Source organism: Curtobacterium sp. PsM8 (assembly GCF_030433875.1).
Classification (GTDB): Bacteria; Actinomycetota; Actinomycetes; order Actinomycetales; family Microbacteriaceae; genus Curtobacterium.
Genome location: NZ_JARUXD010000017.1, coordinates 40,771 through 55,767, shown reverse-complemented (window position 1 = coordinate 55,767; position 14,997 = coordinate 40,771). Strand labels below are relative to the sequence as shown.

Here is a 14,997-nt window from a genome sequence, read left to right as displayed (position 1 = left end):
ATTTTTATAAACCCACACCCCGCCAACCGAATTTTTGGCGTTCGCCGGGGGGGCGCGGAGAGGTGTAAACCTCACTGGCCCCACCTCCCACCGCGCCTCCCGTCAGTCAGGCCCGCCGTCAGGCGGAGGCGACCGGCGCGACCACGTACGGGTCGAGCTCGGCGACCTCCCGCTGGAAGACGCGCACCCGGAGGCGCGTGCCCTCCTCCACGTAGTCGAGCGACTCGACCGCGCCGGAGTCGTGCAGGTGCGACACGAGGTCGCCACGTGAGAACGGCACCACGACCGTGAGCTCGACGTCCGGCTCGGGCAGACGTGCCTCGATCGCCTCGAGCAGGTCCGGGATCCCCTCGCCCGTGCGGGCGGAGACGAACACGGCGTCCGGCGCGAGCCCGAGCAGCAGCATCCGCTGGGTGTCGTCGACCAGGTCGGCCTTGTTGAAGACGACGACCTCGGGCACGTCCCGGGCACCGACGTCGCCGATGACCTCGCGCACCGTGGCGAGCTGTGCTGCCGGGTCCGGGTGCGAGCCGTCGACCACGTGCACGATGACGTCCGCGTCGCCGACCTCTTCGAGGGTGGAGCGGAACGCCTCGACCAGCTGGTGCGGCAGGTTGCGGACGAACCCGACGGTGTCGGTGAACGTGAACTCGCGGCCCTTCGCGGTGTTCGTGCGGCGGACCGTCGAGTCCAGCGTCGCGAACAGCTGGTTCTGCACCAGCACGCCCGCGCTCGTCAGGCGGTTGAGCAGCGAGGACTTGCCGGCGTTGGTGTAGCCGGCGATCGCGACGCTGGGGACCTCGTTTCGGTTGCGCTCCGCACGCTTCGCCTCACGCGCCGGGGTGAAGCCGGCGATCTGTCGTCGGAGCTTCGCCATCCGCGTGTGGATCTTGCGGCGGTCGAGCTCCATCTTGGTCTCACCGGGGCCACGGGAGCCCATGCCCGCACCGCCCGAGACCTGACCACCGGCCTGTCGGGACATCGACTCACCCCAACCACGCAGACGCGGCAGCAGGTACTGGAGCTGCGCGAGCTCGACCTGCGCCTTGCCCTCTCTGGTGGAGGCGTGCTGGCTGAAGATGTCGAGGATCACGGCCGTGCGGTCGATCACCTTGACCTTCACGACGTCCTCGAGCGCACGGCGCTGCGAGGGTGCGAGTTCGGTGTCGGCGATGACCGTGTCGGCTCCGGTGGCCTTGACGACCATCGCGAGCTCCTGGGCCTTGCCCTTGCCGAGGTAGGTCGCCGGGTCCGGGTTCGGACGGCGCTGCAGCAGCCCGTCGAGCACCACGGCGCCGGCGGTCTCGGCGAGGGCCGACAGTTCGCGGAGGGAGTTCTCGGCGTCCGTGGCGTCGCCCTGGGGGTACACGCCGATCAGGACGACCCGCTCGAGCCGGAGCTGCCGGTACTCGACCTCGGTGACGTCCTCGAGTTCGGTGGAGAGGCCGCCGACCCGGCGCAGTGCCGCGCGGTCCTCGCGGTCGTACTGTTCGCCGTCGCCGTCCCAGCCCTGCTCGTCGATCGAGCGGGTCTGGATCGCCTGTGCCGGCGCGAAGATGGAGGAGGCGGCGCGCTGGTCGGCGTTGCGCAGCACTCGTTCGACGACACCGTCTGCGCTGTCGTCGTGGATGGTCTGTTCGTCCTGCTGATGGGTATCCGTCATGCTGTCCACAGGGTACCTCCGGAGGCCTCGGGACACACGGGGTTCCCGGTACGGTTCTTCCATGGCGAACGACCACTACTTCTCGGCCACCCCGGAGAGCGCGGCACGACCGCGGCAGATCCGGGTGACCCTCGCCGGTCGGACCCTCGAACTCACCACCGCGGCGGGCGTCTTCAGCCCCGACGGCATCGACCGCGGCACGAGCGTGCTGCTGCAGAACGTGCCCACTCCGGCCGTCGAAGGCGACCTGCTCGACGTTGGCTGCGGCTGGGGTCCGCTGGCGATCACGATGGCGCTGCAATCGCCGGACGCCCACGTGTGGGGAGTCGACGTCAACGAGCGGGTCCTCGACCTGGCGCGGACGAACGCGGCCGCCGCCGGTGCCGACAACGTCACCGTCGGGCTGCCGACGGAGATCCCGGCGGACCGGACCTTCGCCACGATCTGGTCGAACCCACCGATCCGGGTCGGCAAGGACGAACTGCACGACATCCTCCGCACCTGGATCCCCCGCCTGGCGGTGGGCGGTGACGCCTGGCTGGTCGTGTCGAAGGACCTCGGTGGGGACTCCTTGCAGCGCTGGTTGCAGCAGATGCTGGGCGACGGCTTCACGGTCACGCGGGCGACGACCGACAAGGGCTTCCGCGTCATCCAGGTGCACCGCACGGCCTGACGGGGCGTCACGCGGTCATTCGCGCACGCGGTCGCGTGGTCACGCGTTGACGGTCTGGAGGCGCGGATCACCGCAGCGACGTCGGCCCGGGTGATCCGGGCCTCCCGTCCGGCGTCACCACCACCCGACGTCGAGACGGCAGCGCAGCAACCCGATCTCGGGACGGCGGCGCATCAGCCCGTCGCACCGAGCGGGACCGAGCTCAGACCGTCAGGTCCCCCGAGAACACCAGCTCGGCCGGCCCGGCGAGCGACACGTGCTCGCCGTCCTCCGTCGCCGTCATGCGCACCGTCAGGACGCCGCCCGGCACGCGGACACGCCACGTGTTCGGCGCCGACGCTCCGGCCCAGTACCGCGTGGCGAGCGCCGCGGCCACCGCGCCGGTGCCGCAGGACAGCGTCTCCCCGCTGCCGCGCTCGTGCACGCGCATGGTGATCTCGCCGACGCCGTCGGTGACCAGCGGGTCGCCGGGCAGGACGAACTCGACGTTCGCCCCCGCGGCCGGTGCCGGGTCGAGGACCGGGATGTAGGTGAGGTCGATGCCGGCGAGTTCGTCCTCGCTGGCGACCGCGACGACGACGTGCGGGTTGCCGACGTCGATGCCCAGGCCGGGTCGTGCGTTCGGCAGGGCCTTGGCCCGGACCAGGACGTCGTCCGATCCCCCACCCTCGATGCCGAGGCCCCAGCGTCCGAGGTCCGCCGCGAACCCGTTCGTGGAGCGCTGGATGTCGACGACGCCCTTCCGGCTGCCGACCGTCAGCGTGCGGCCCGGCTCGAGGTCGACGAGCCCTGCTTCGGTCAGGTAGCGGGCGAAGACGCGGATGCCGTTGCCGCACATCTCCGCCACCGAGCCGTCGGCGTTGTGGTAGTCCATGAACCAGGTCGCGTCGGGGTCCTCGGCGAGGATCGCCCGCCCCTCCGGGATCGCCTCGGACCGCACGGCACGGATCACGCCGTCCGCGCCGACACCGAACCGCCGGTCGGCGATGGCGCGGATCCGGTCGGGGGTCAGGTCGACCGTGGCGTCGGGGTCGGCGAACAGGACGAAGTCGTTGCCGGTCCCGTGGCCCTTGGTGAAGTGCAGCTCGGTCACGGGACGATCCTACGGGCCAGCTCGGACAGCTCCGCCGTGCCGGCGCCGGTGACGTCGAGCGTCTCGACGTGGGTGGTGTCCCCGTCGACGTAGCGCTTGAACCAGGACACCTGCCGACGGGCGTACTTGCGGGTGGCGATGCTGGTCGCCTCGACGGCCTGTGCGACGCTCGCCTCGCCGCGGAGGACCTGCAGCGCCTGCGCGTAGCCGATCGCGGCGCGGGCCGTGGGGCCCTGCTCGAGCCCCTCGTCGCGGAGGTGCGCGACCTCGTCGACGAGTCCGTCGGCGAACATCCGCTCGGCCCGCACGCGCAGTGCGTCGACGAGCTGCTCGCGGTCGCGGCGCAGGTGCAGGACGTGGGCCGGCCGCCAGGACCGCGGGGCGGACGGGAGGCTCGGGGTGACGCGGTCGGACCGGCTCGCGATCTCCACGGCGCGGATCAGACGGCGCGGGTTCCGCGCGTCGATGACGGCGGCGGCCTCCGGGTCGAGGGCTCGGAGCCGCTCGAGGAGGACGTTCGGCCCACGCTCGCGGTGCTCACGTTCGAGCTCTTCGCGGAGGACGGGGTCGGTGCCCGGGAACGCGAGGTCGAACAGCACCGACGAGACGTACAGCCCACTGCCACCGACGAGGACCGCGACCCCGGCGTCGTCCGTGATGTCGGCGATGACGGCCCGGGCGTCGCGTTGGTAGGCGGCGACGCTGGCCTCGTCGGTGACCCGGAGGACGTCGAGCATGTGGTGCGGGATGCCCCGTCGCTCGGACTCGGGGACCTTCGCCGTCCCGATGTCCATGCCGCGGTAGAGCTGCATGGCGTCGGCGTTGACGATCTCCGCCCGTCGTCCCTGCGCTCGGTACCGTTCGGCGATGTCGAGCGCGAGTTCGGACTTGCCGGTGCCGGTCGCCCCGACGACCGCGACGAGGGGCGCGACCGCGACGAGGGGGGCGACCGGGACGAGGGAGGCCCCGGGAACGGCCGGGACGTCGCCGCTCAGGTCAGCGGCCGACACGGAGCGTGGGGAGGCCGAGCGACACCGGGCGGGGCCCCTCGCCCGGCACGGTCGGGGTCGGGACGCCGCAGGACTCGGCCTGCGCGGTGTCCCAGGCGTCTCCGGCCCGGGTGCGCCGGATGCGGAGCGGTGCGTTCGAGTCCGCGAGGAGGAAGTGTGGCGCCGCTCGGGTGATCTCCACCGAGACGACGTCGCCGGGCCGCGGGACGTCGGACCCGGCCGGGACGGCGAAGTGCACCAGGCGGGAGTCCTCCGCGCGGCCGGACAGCCGGTGCGTGGTGTCGTCCTTCTTGCCCTCACCCGTGGCGACCAGGACCTCGACCGTCCGGCCGACCTGCTGGGCGTTCTCCTCGGCGGTGATGCGTTCCTGCAGGGCGATGAGCCGCTCGTACCGTTCCTGCACGACCTTCTTCGGCAGTTGCTCGTCCATCGTCGCGGCCGGGGTGCCGGGGCGGATCGAGTACTGGAACGTGAACGCCGTCGCGAAGCGGGCCTGTTCGACGACGCGCAGGGTGTCCTGGAAGTCGGCCTCGGTCTCGCCGGGGAAGCCGACGATGATGTCCGTGGAGATCGCGGCGTGCGGGATGGCCGCGCGGACCCGGTCGAGGATGCCGAGGAACCGCTCGCTGCGGTAACTCCGGCGCATGGCCTTGAGCACCCGGTCGGACCCGGACTGCAGCGGCATGTGCAGCTGCGGCATCACGTTCGGGGTCTCCGCCATCGCGGCGATGACGTCGTCGGTGAACGCGGCCGGGTGCGGGCTGGTGAAGCGCACACGCTCGAGACCGGCGATCTGCCCGGTGGCGCGGAGGAGCTTGCCGAACGCCTGGCGGTCCCCGAACTCCACCCCGTAGGAGTTCACGTTCTGGCCGAGCAGGGTGACCTCGATCGCGCCGTCGTCGACGAGTGCCTGGATCTCGGCCAGGACGTCACCCGGCCGGCGGTCCTTCTCCTTGCCGCGCAGCGAGGGCACGATGCAGAACGTGCAGGTGTTGTTGCAGCCGACGGAGATCGACACCCAGCCGCTGGAGGTCGACTCCCGCTTGGTGGGCAGCGTCGACGGGAAGACCTCGAGCGACTCGAGGATCTCGAGCTGTGCCTCGCCGTTGTGCCGGGCACGCTCGAGGAGGGTCGGCAGCGACCCCATGTTGTGCGTACCGAAGACGACGTCGACCCAGGGCGCCTTCTCGAGGATGACGTCCTTGTCCTTCTGCGCCAGACATCCCCCGACGGCGATCTGCATGCCCGGGTGGTCGCGCTTGATCGACGCCAGGCGGCCGAGGTTGCCGTAGAGGCGCTTGTCGGCGTTCTCGCGGACCGCGCAGGTGTTGATGACGACGACGTCGGCCTGCTCCTGCTCGGACCCCGAGGCCGCAGCGTCGACGTACCCGGCGGCGCGGAGGGAGCCGCTCAGTCGCTCGGAGTCGTGCACGTTCATCTGGCACCCGTACGTGCGCACTTCGTAGGTACGCGGGCGCGCGGCGACGGTGTCCATGATCGACCAGTGTAGGTCCGGGGACGACGACGGCCGGAGCGCGTCCGCCCCGGCCGTCGTCACGCGTCGCGCCTCACTCGAAGCGGACGGTCCCGCCCCCGGTCGGCGGACGCCGCGGGCCGTCGAGTGCACGCTCGACGGCGACGCGGACGACCCCGCCGTTGTAGCCCTTGCGCATCAGGAACCCGGACAGCCGACGTTCGGCGGTCGCCCGGTCCAGTCCACGCATCTGTCCGGCACGCTTGGCAGCCAGTTCGAGCGCGCGGACGAACTCGTCGTCCTCGTCGTCGGCGGCGGCTTCGAGCGCGGCGTCGATCGCCGTCTGGTCGATCCCCCGGCGCCGGAGGTCGGCGACGATCGCCTGCCGGCCCAGGCCCTTCCGCGCGTGCATCCGGTCGACCAGGTCGGTCGCCAGTGCCACGTCGTCGAGGAGCCCGACCCGCGTCAGCCGTTCGATCTCGTGCTCGATCACGTCGGCGTCGAACTCGTCCTGCTTGACGAGCATCGTCCGGAGCTCGGAGGTGCTGACCCCGCGACGACTCAGCGCCCGCATGCTGATGCGTTCGGCGTCCGCACGCTGTTCGTCGAGCGGCCGCGGTGCGTCGGCGGGGTCGATCTCCCCGCCGGTGATCGAGAAGACCGAGGCGGTCGGAGCGTCGGCTTCCTCGCCGTCGTACCCGCTCTGCTCGGCACGAGCCGTCCGCCCCGAACCGTCGCCGACCACGGGAGACAGCCACTCGGACTGTGCCCCGCGGATCGGCAGCGGCACCGGGGTGTCCGCGTCGGCGCCGTCGACTTCCGCGCCAGCGCCGACGTCAGCACCAGTTTCGGCGTCAGCACCAGCTGTCCTGTCGGATCCCGGAGACTCGTCTACGGGGCCGGCCGACTCCGGGCCTGCGGCGCGGGACCCGGCAGCGGACGAACCCCGACGGGACCGTGCACCGAACAGGTCGGTGACCGGTGCGAGGTCCGCGTCGTCGTGTCCGGCCGTCACGCGCCCTTCGCGACCTTCGGCGCGATGGACTCGACCGGTGCGGCTTCCTTGGCCCCGCCGACACCGAGCTTGGCGAGGATCTTGCCCTCGATCTCAGCGGCGATCTCGGGGTTCTGGATCAGGAAAGCGCGGGAGTTCTCCTTGCCCTGCCCGAGCTGGTCGCCGTCGTACGTGTACCAGGCACCGGACTTCTTGACGATGTTGTGGTCGACACCGAAGTCGAGCAGCGAACCTTCGCGGGAGATGCCGACGCCGTACAGGATGTCGAACTCGGCCTGCTTGAAGGGCGGCGCCATCTTGTTCTTGACGACCTTGACGCGGGTCCGGTTGCCGACGGCTTCGGTACCGGTCTTCAGCGTCTCGATGCGACGGATGTCGAGGCGGACGGAGGCGTAGAACTTCAGCGCCTTGCCACCGGACGTGGTCTCCGGCGAACCGAAGAACACGCCGATCTTCTCGCGCAGCTGGTTGATGAAGATCATCGTGGTCTGCGTCTGGTTCAGGCCACCGGCGAGCTTGCGGAGGGCCTGCGACATCAGGCGGGCCTGCAGACCGACGTGCGAGTCACCCATCTCGCCCTCGATCTCGGCACGCGGCACGAGTGCTGCGACGGAGTCGATGACGATGAGGTCGATGGAGCCCGAACGGACGAGCATGTCCGCGATCTCGAGTGCCTGCTCGGCAGTGTCCGGCTGCGACACCAGCAGTGCGTCGATGTCGACGCCGAGCTTCTTGGCGTACTCCGGGTCGAGCGCGTGCTCGGCGTCGATGAACGCTGCGATGCCACCGTTGCGCTGGGCGTTGGCGATGGCGTGGATCGTCAGCGTCGTCTTGCCGGAGGACTCCGGCCCGTAGATCTCGATGATGCGGCCACGGGGAAGTCCGCCGATGCCGAGCGCGACGTCCAGCGCAACGGAGCCGGTGGGGATGACGGCGACCGGAGCGCGCTCGTCGGTACCGAGGCGCATCACGGCACCCTTGCCGAACTGACGGTCGATCTGGGCGAGTGCGGTCTCGAGGGCCTTCTCGCGGTCTACTGCTGATGGCATGGGATGCTCCTTCGTGCTGGTGACGGCCGCCTGTAGGCTGTCGCGTCCGGACCGGCCGATGGTGCAAGGCCACTCGTTCTGCGACAAGGCTTCGGACGTGTTCCGATGTCCATGAACCTACGGCCGCCCACCGACATCACTGCCGTGGCGAGCGTCGGTTGTGGATGGAGCATCCGGTCAACGTCGCTGTGCAGGAACGTAGCACCGACCGAACACGTGTTCGAGCGACACGCCGAACAGGTGTTCCCATCGGGGAGGGCCGGACAGGCCGTTCGTCAGTCCCGCGGGTCCTGCAGACCGCGCCCGTGCCGACGCGCTTCCGGGACGTCCTGCGAGTCGCACAGCGCTTCCCAGACCGTGCGGGCGTCGATGCCCGCGGCCAGGGCGTCCGCTGCGGAGCGACCGCCGAGCTGCTCGAGCACGACGTCCCGCGCGACGACGGCGCCGTAGGCATCCCCGAACACCTGGTCGACGGCTCGCCAGAACTCACTCACGCGCATCGGACCACCCTAACAACGGGGAACGCCCCCGCCGGCGGACCGGCAAGGGCGTTCGTTCATGCGATGGGCGTCAGCGCACCGCGAGGTCGTTGTCGAACTCGGCGACGAGTTCATCGGGAAGCGTGTCCGGGACCCGGGTGAGTCCTTCGACCACCGCGAGGCGGTCGCCCACTTCGCGCATGATCGTCGAGATGGGGGTGTCGAGAGCATCCGCAACCGAGGCGAGGATCTCCGAGCTGGCCTCTTTCTGACCACGCTCCACCTCGCTGAGGTACCCGAGGGCAACGCTGGCCTTGGACGCGACCTGACGGAGGGTCCGGCCCTTCTGCAAGCGGAAGTCCCGCAGCACATCGCCGATTTCCTGACGAACGAGAACCATGAGAACTCCTCCTTCCTGTCATCTCCGCGCCCGCTCGGTCGGGATGACCGAGCTCGGGTTCGGCAACGATGAGGTTGCCGGTTGCAGCATGTTAGCCAGTGCGGCTGCCGTCCTGCTGGAGATTGCGTGAGATGTAACCTGACGGTCACGCCGCCTATTCCACGCCCTGCAGTCTGGATCGCAGTCGTGTCAGGAGTTCGGAGACGACGGCCCGACGGATTGCTCCGCGGTCCCCGTCCAGGTGCAGTTCGACCGCTTCCGCGCCGGTCGCGCCGGCGATGCCGATGAACACGGTCCCGACCGGCTGACCGTCCTGGGGATCCGGTCCGGCGACACCCGTCGTGCTGATGCCCCAGGTCGCCGGGACACCGTCGACCGCCAGCGCGATCCGGACACCAGCGGCCATCTGGCGCGCGACCTCCGGATCGACCGCACCGCGTTCGGCGAGCAGCTCGGCATCGACGCCGAGCACGGTCGCCTTCACCGGGGTCGCGTAGGCCACGACTCCCCCACGCACGACCGCACTGGCTCCGGGGACGCCGACCAGCTCCGCCACGACGAGTCCGCCGGTCAGCGACTCCGCCACCGCGACGGTCTCACCGCGAGCGGTCAGCTCCGCGACGAGCGCACGAGCGACGTCAGTGACCGCAGCGGAGGCCGGGAGGGTCATGCTGCGGTCCGGTTGTGCCGCCACGCCTGCACGAGGTAGTCCACCCCGCTGGCGACCGTCGCGACGACCGCTGCGGTCATGAAGATGCCGTTGACCCAGTGCGCCACGTCGCCGACGAGGTTCCACCACGGGAACAGTGCGAGCGTGAGCGCGACGGCCTGCAGCACCGTCTTGATCTTGCCGCCGCGGCTGGCCGGGATCACCCGGTCGGACAGCACCGCGAACCGGAAGACCGTGATGCCGATCTCGCGCACCATGATCAGCACGGTCACGTACCAGGGCAGTTCGTCGAGGATCGACAGGGCGACGAGCGCGCCGCCGATCAGCACCTTGTCGGCGATCGGGTCGACGAGCTTGCCGAAGTCGGTCACCAGGTTCTGTCGGCGGGCGATGATGCCGTCCGCGCTGTCGGTGACGATCGCCACGACGAAGAGCACCGCGGCCCAGATGCGCACCGGGCCGTCCGCACCGGCGTCGGCCAGCAGCAGGACGAAGAACAGCGGCGCCATGAGGATGCGCACCACGGTGATGATGTTGGCGACGTTCGCGGTGGACGCGGGGCCGGGACCCTTGCGGAGGATCCGGCCACGCCACGGGAACCGGTTCGTGTTGCCGTCAGAGGCGGTCATGGTCTCACTCCCTGCCCGTCAGGCCCCAGGCGTCTTCGTCGTCGTCATCGCCTGTCACCTCATCGTACCCACGCGTCATGCCGGCGACCGGGTCGTTGCCGTACCGGTCGTCGGACTCCGTGGCCGAGGACGGCACCGCGGCGGACGACGACGGCAGGGCGGCGGTCGGTGCTGCCGCAGCAGGTGCCACCGGCGGCTCCTCACCCCGGAGCTTCGCGAGCACCGACGGCAGCTGGTCCCCGGTGACGAGGACGTCGCGCGCCTTCGACCCCTCGGACGGACCGACGATGTCGCGGGACTCCATCAGGTCCATGAGACGCCCCGCCTTCGCGAACCCGACACGGAGCTTCCGCTGCAGCATCGATGTCGACCCGAACTGCGTCGAGACGACCTGCTCGACCGCCGCGAGCAGCAGCTCGAGGTCGTCGCCGATGTCGGCGTCGATCTCCTTGCGCTCGACCACGGCCGCGACGTCCTGGCGGTACTCGGGCTGTGCCTGCCGGGTGACGTGCTGGACGACCTCGGCTACCTCGCTCTCCTGCACCCAGGCGCCCTGCACGCGGACGGCCTTCGAGGAACCCATCGGCAGGAAGAGCGCGTCGCCCTGGCCGATGAGCTTGTCGGCGCCCGGCTGGTCGAGGATGACGCGGGAGTCGGTGACGCTCGTCACGGCGAACGCGATCCTGGACGGCACGTTCGCCTTGATGAGGCCGGTGATGACGTCGACCGACGGACGCTGCGTGGCGAGCACGAGGTGGATGCCGGCGGCGCGGGCGAGCTGGGTGATCCGGACGATCGACTCCTCGACGTCGCGCGGGGCGACGAGCATGAGGTCCGCGAGCTCGTCGACGACGACGAGCAGGTACGGGTACGGCTTGAGCTTCCGCTCGCTGCCCGCCGGCAGGACGATCTCCTCGTTCTGGACGGCCTTGTTGAAGTCGTCGACGTGGCGGAACCCGAAGGACGCCAGGTCGTCGTACCGCATGTCCATCTCCTTCACGACCCACTGCAGCGCTTCGGCCGCCTTCTTCGGGTTCGTGATGATGGGCGTGATGAGGTGCGGGACCCCGGCGTAGATCGACAGCTCGACGCGCTTCGGGTCGACCAGGACCATGCGGACCTCGGACGGCTTCGCGCGCATGAGCAGCGAGGTGATCATCGAGTTGATGAACACCGACTTGCCGGAGCCGGTGGAGCCCGCGACGAGCAGGTGCGGCATCTTCGCCAGGTTCGCGACGACGAAGCCGCCCTCGACGTCCTTGCCGACGCCGATCGTCATCGGGTGCTTGGACTTGGTGGCCGCGCTCGAACGGAGCACGTCACCCAGGGACACGATCTCGCGGTCGCTGTTCGGGATCTCGACGCCGATCGCGCTCTTGCCCGGGATCGGCGAGAGGATGCGGACCTCGTTCGAGGCCACCGCGTACGACAGGTTCTTCGACAGGGCGGTGACGCGTTCGACCTTGACGCCCGGGCCGAGCTCGATCTCGTACCGGGTGACCGTCGGCCCGCGGGAGAACCCGGTGACCCGCGCGTCGACCTTGAACTCGGTGAGCACACCGGTGATCGCCGCGACGATCTCGTCGTTGGCCTGGCTGCGCGCGACCGACGGCGTGCCGGGGGTCAACGTGGTCGCGGCGGGCAGACGGTACGGGTGGGCCGGGTCGTCGGTGCCGGCGACCGGCAGGCCCTCCGGCTCGTCCTCGACCCCGACCTCGCCGAGGTCCGATGCACCCGACACCACGGGCACGGGAGCAACAGGCGCGGGGGCGGCTGCGGCTGCAGCGCTGGACGGGAGGCCCGTGGCCACTGCCGCCGCGACGTCGCGGTCCGGACGGAACGCCTCGGTCGGTGCAGCCGCGGCCGCAGGCGACCCGAAGTCGCGGAGGGCCTGCTCCGCACGGTCGAGGTCGTCGGCGACGTCCTGCTCGAGGGAGTCGTTGAGGTTGACCGACTCGGGTGCGGCGGGCGTCAGGTCGCGGAGCCCGGGGGCAGCACCGGCAGCACCCGCACCGCGCGGACCGGCACCGGCCGCAGCCGCACCGGCCGGCGGGATGACCGGACTGTCGAACGCCGGGTCCTCTTCGCGCCCGGACTTGTTGCGCCGCCACCAGGGCAGGTGCTCGTCCGCGCCCGGCTCCACCGGAGCGCCGTCCTCGTCGAACCCGAGGTCCTCGAACAGCGGGAAGTCCTGCGACTGCCCCTTCGCGCCGCGCTTCCGGGTCGGCTTCGTGGTGACCGCGCCGGTCTCGGCAGCGCTCGGGGTCTCGTCCGTCTCCGCCGCGGGGCCGGGAGCCCCGAACAGGTAGGCGTAGAGCTCGTGCAGTCGGCGACCGAGCTTGTTCGGCGGCGTCTTGGTGATGATGAAGAGCGAGAGTGCGAGCAGCACGACCGCGACCGGGACGGCGACCCAGGCCGTGGCGACCGCGACGAGCCAGCCGATGACGACCCAGCCGAGCACCCCACCGGCCGCGGCGAGGGCGGGCATGCCGTCCACCGCGCTCGGCTGACCACCGAACACGTGACACAGCGACGCGATCGACACGAGCATCAGCCCCAGGCCGATGCCGATCCGGGTGTTGTCGTGCACGGACGCCGGGTGTCGGAAGAGCCAGCCGGCGAACACGACCATGATCACGGGCAGCGCGAACGCCAGCCGGCCGAACAGCCCGCCGAACGTGTACGCGTCGAGGGCGATGGAGACGGCGTTCGTCGGGTTCAACCACTCGACGACCCCGCCGGCGATGGCCAGGACGAACAGCAGGAACGGGAACCCGTCGCGGCGCTGGTCCTTCTCGAGGGACTCCTTGCCGAGCAACCGGAAGCCGGCACCGACGCCGTGCGCCATGCCGAGCCACGCCGTCACGAGCGGGTTCTGCTCGCGGAACACCGGTGTCGGTGCCGCCTGCGGCAGTTTCTTCGTCGTGGCCTGGGTACGCGACGTCCCGCGCGACCCGCCTCCACGGGTCGACGATGACGACGCGCGCGTGCGCGTGGTCGACTTGGTGCCTCCGGCCATGGGGACGACCCTAACGCCAGCCGACGACGAAGGACGAGAGGCCCGCCGCAGCGTCCGTGGCGGACGTGCGACGGGCCTCCCGTCAGTCGGATCTGCGAGGCGTCACGCCTCGATGACCACCGGCACGATCATCGGACGACGACGGTGCTTCGTGTTCACCCAGCGACCGACCGTGCGGCGGACCACCTGGCTGAACGCGTGCGCGTCCCGCGTGCCGTTGCCCGCGGCGTCGGCCAGGGCCTTCGCGATCTGCGGACGCACGTCGTCGAACACCGAGTCGTCCTCGGCGAACCCGCGCGACTGGATCTCCGGGCCGATGACGCACTGGCCGGTCGTGAAGTCGACCGCGCAGAAGACGGTGATGAAGCCCTCTTCGGCCAGGACGCGGCGGTCCTTGAGGTCGGCGTCGGTGATCTCGCCGACCGTGGAGCCGTCGACGTACACGTAGGCGATGTCGAGCTGCCCGGCGACCGTGACCTGGCCGTCCTTGAGGTCGACGACGGTGCCGTCCTCGCCCAGGATGACGTTGCGCGGCGGGACACCCGTCTGGATCGCCAGGTCGGCGTTCGCGAACAGGTGGCGGTGCTCGCCGTGCACGGGCATGACGTTGCGCGGACGCAGGATGTTGTAGCAGTAGAGCAGCTCGCCGGCAGAGGCGTGTCCGGAGACGTGCACCTTGGCGTTGCCCTTGTGCACGACCTTCGCACCGAGCTTCGTCAGACCGTCGATGACGCGGTAGACGGCGTTCTCGTTGCCCGGGATCAGCGACGAGGCGAGGATGACGGTGTCGCCCTCGCCGATCTCGATCTGGTGCTCGAGGTTCGCCATCCGCGCCAGGACGGCCATCGGCTCGCCCTGGGACCCGGTCGACATGTAGACGATCTGGTCGTCGGGGACGTTCTTCGCCTTCTTCGTGTCGATGAGCACGTTCTCCGGCACGCGGAGGTACCCGAGCTCGGCGGCGATCGTCATGTTGCGGATCATCGAGCGCCCCATGAACGCGACCTTGCGGTTCGCGGCCGCGGCGGCGTCGAGGACCTGCTGCACGCGGTGCACGTGGGACGAGAAGCTCGCCACGACGACCTTCTTGCGGGCCTTCGTGATGATGCTCTCGAGCACCGGGCCGATGTCGCGCTCCGGTGCGGTGAAGCCCGGCACGTCGGCGTTCGTCGAGTCCGGCAGGAACAGGTCGACGCCGAGCTCGCCGAGGCGCGCGAAGGCACGGAGGTCCGTGATCCGGTCGTCGAGCGGGAGCTGGTCCATCTTGAAGTCGCCGGTGTGCAGCACGCGGCCAGCCGGGGTGGTGATGGCGACGGCGAGGGCGTCCGGGATCGAGTGGTTCACGGCGACGAACTCGAGGTGGAACGGACCGATCTGCTCGGTCTGGTCCTCGGCCACGTTCAGCGTGTAGGGCTTGATCCGGTGTTCCTTGAGCTTCGCCTCGACGAGCGCGAGGGTCAGCGTGGAGCCGATCAGCGGGATGTCACCGCGGAGCTTCAGCAGGTACGGGACGGCGCCGATGTGGTCCTCGTGACCGTGCGTGAGCACGACACCGAGGACGTCGTCGAGGCGGTCCCGGATCGGCGCGAAGTCCGGCAGGATCAGGTCGACACCGGGCTGGTGCTCCTCGGGGAAGAGCACGCCGGCGTCGACGATGAGGATCTTGCCCTCGAACTCGTACACGGTCATGTTGCGACCGATCTCGCCGAGTCCCCCGACGGGGATGACACGCAGCGTGCCGGGCTCGAGGGGCTGGGGGATGGAGATCTGTGTGGGCATTCGGTCCTACGGATTCAGGCGACGCGCTGTGCACGCCGCGGTGT

The 14,997-nt window shown here is 70.3% G+C and carries 13 protein-coding genes; 1 reads left to right on the top strand and 12 read right to left on the bottom strand.

The annotated features are described in order from the left end of the window. Positions 1-118: 118 nt before the first annotated feature. Positions 119-1,663, bottom strand: a complete 1,545-nt coding sequence (gene hflX / locus QCD68_RS06120; protein ID WP_111075530.1) for a GTPase HflX — start codon at positions 1,661-1,663, stop codon at positions 119-121. A gap of 61 nt (positions 1,664-1,724) precedes the next feature. Between hflX and QCD68_RS06115 the strand changes: the two genes are divergently transcribed. Next, entirely contained in the window at positions 1,725-2,336 is a 612-nt protein-coding gene (locus QCD68_RS06115; protein WP_301222402.1) for a class I SAM-dependent methyltransferase, read from the top strand. Between the two features lie 202 nt (positions 2,337-2,538). Here the strand turns inward: QCD68_RS06115 and dapF are convergent, their stop codons facing one another. The 11 genes from dapF to QCD68_RS06060 all read right to left on the bottom strand — a co-directional run bounded on the left by dapF (position 2,539) and on the right by QCD68_RS06060 (position 14,953). Then, positions 2,539-3,429, bottom strand: coding sequence for a diaminopimelate epimerase (dapF, locus tag QCD68_RS06110; RefSeq protein WP_111075494.1), 891 nt, complete (start codon positions 3,427-3,429; stop codon positions 2,539-2,541). Beyond that, the gene (miaA, locus tag QCD68_RS06105) at positions 3,426-4,439 is read right to left on the bottom strand and encodes a tRNA (adenosine(37)-N6)-dimethylallyltransferase MiaA (RefSeq protein ID WP_301222401.1); all 1,014 of its coding nucleotides are present in this window, start codon (positions 4,437-4,439) and stop codon (positions 3,426-3,428) included. Before miaA ends, dapF begins: the two co-directional genes overlap by 4 nt. Continuing rightward, the gene (gene miaB, locus QCD68_RS06100) at positions 4,426-5,934 is read right to left on the bottom strand and encodes a tRNA (N6-isopentenyl adenosine(37)-C2)-methylthiotransferase MiaB (RefSeq protein WP_301222400.1); all 1,509 of its coding nucleotides are present in this window, start codon (positions 5,932-5,934) and stop codon (positions 4,426-4,428) included. Before miaB ends, miaA begins: the two co-directional genes overlap by 14 nt. A gap of 73 nt (positions 5,935-6,007) precedes the next feature. Then, positions 6,008-6,703 (bottom strand): regulatory protein RecX, encoded by a 696-nt coding sequence (locus QCD68_RS06095; RefSeq protein ID WP_301222399.1) that lies wholly within the window; start codon positions 6,701-6,703, stop codon positions 6,008-6,010. 221 nt (positions 6,704-6,924) lie between these two features. Further along, positions 6,925-7,977 carry a recombinase RecA gene (recA, locus tag QCD68_RS06090; RefSeq protein ID WP_110904761.1) on the bottom strand — a complete coding sequence of 351 codons (1,053 nt, stop codon included), beginning with the start codon at positions 7,975-7,977 and terminating at the stop codon, positions 6,925-6,927. 275 nt (positions 7,978-8,252) lie between these two features. Beyond that, positions 8,253-8,477 carry a DUF3046 domain-containing protein gene (locus QCD68_RS06085; RefSeq protein ID WP_111075496.1) on the bottom strand — a complete coding sequence of 75 codons (225 nt, stop codon included), beginning with the start codon at positions 8,475-8,477 and terminating at the stop codon, positions 8,253-8,255. 70 nt (positions 8,478-8,547) lie between these two features. Beyond that, the gene (locus QCD68_RS06080) at positions 8,548-8,856 is read right to left on the bottom strand and encodes a helix-turn-helix domain-containing protein (protein ID WP_110823882.1); all 309 of its coding nucleotides are present in this window, start codon (positions 8,854-8,856) and stop codon (positions 8,548-8,550) included. Between the two features lie 154 nt (positions 8,857-9,010). Continuing rightward, entirely contained in the window at positions 9,011-9,526 is a 516-nt protein-coding gene (locus tag QCD68_RS06075) for a CinA family protein (RefSeq protein ID WP_301222398.1), read from the bottom strand. Further along, on the bottom strand, positions 9,523-10,155 hold the full coding sequence (pgsA, locus tag QCD68_RS06070) for a CDP-diacylglycerol--glycerol-3-phosphate 3-phosphatidyltransferase (RefSeq protein WP_253462317.1): 633 nt from the start codon (positions 10,153-10,155) through the stop codon (positions 9,523-9,525). Before pgsA ends, QCD68_RS06075 begins: the two co-directional genes overlap by 4 nt. 4 nt (positions 10,156-10,159) lie before the next feature. Then, positions 10,160-13,174, bottom strand: a complete 3,015-nt coding sequence (locus tag QCD68_RS06065; protein WP_301222397.1) for an FtsK/SpoIIIE family DNA translocase — start codon at positions 13,172-13,174, stop codon at positions 10,160-10,162. Between the two features lie 102 nt (positions 13,175-13,276). Further along, a complete protein-coding gene (locus QCD68_RS06060; RefSeq protein ID WP_301222396.1) occupies positions 13,277-14,953 on the bottom strand; it encodes a ribonuclease J in 1,677 nt (558 codons plus the stop codon). Between the last annotated feature and the right edge of the window lie 44 nt (positions 14,954-14,997).

What these genes read in the sequence shown, in the direction of transcription:
- hflX (WP_111075530.1), bottom strand. Translation starts at nt 1,663, where the DNA reads ATGACGGATACCCATCAGCAGGACGAACAGACCATCCACGACGACAGC.
- QCD68_RS06115 (WP_301222402.1), top strand. Translation starts at nt 1,725, where the DNA reads ATGGCGAACGACCACTACTTCTCGGCCACCCCGGAGAGCGCGGCACGA.
- miaB (WP_301222400.1), bottom strand. Translation starts at nt 5,934, where the DNA reads ATGGACACCGTCGCCGCGCGCCCGCGTACCTACGAAGTGCGCACGTAC.
- recA (WP_110904761.1), bottom strand. Translation starts at nt 7,977, where the DNA reads ATGCCATCAGCAGTAGACCGCGAGAAGGCCCTCGAGACCGCACTCGCC.
- QCD68_RS06085 (WP_111075496.1), bottom strand. Translation starts at nt 8,477, where the DNA reads ATGCGCGTGAGTGAGTTCTGGCGAGCCGTCGACCAGGTGTTCGGGGAT.
- QCD68_RS06080 (WP_110823882.1), bottom strand. Translation starts at nt 8,856, where the DNA reads ATGGTTCTCGTTCGTCAGGAAATCGGCGATGTGCTGCGGGACTTCCGC.
- QCD68_RS06075 (WP_301222398.1), bottom strand. Translation starts at nt 9,526, where the DNA reads ATGACCCTCCCGGCCTCCGCTGCGGTCACTGACGTCGCTCGTGCGCTC.
- pgsA (WP_253462317.1), bottom strand. Translation starts at nt 10,155, where the DNA reads ATGACCGCCTCTGACGGCAACACGAACCGGTTCCCGTGGCGTGGCCGG.
- QCD68_RS06065 (WP_301222397.1), bottom strand. Translation starts at nt 13,174, where the DNA reads ATGGCCGGAGGCACCAAGTCGACCACGCGCACGCGCGCGTCGTCATCG.
- QCD68_RS06060 (WP_301222396.1), bottom strand. Translation starts at nt 14,953, where the DNA reads ATGCCCACACAGATCTCCATCCCCCAGCCCCTCGAGCCCGGCACGCTG.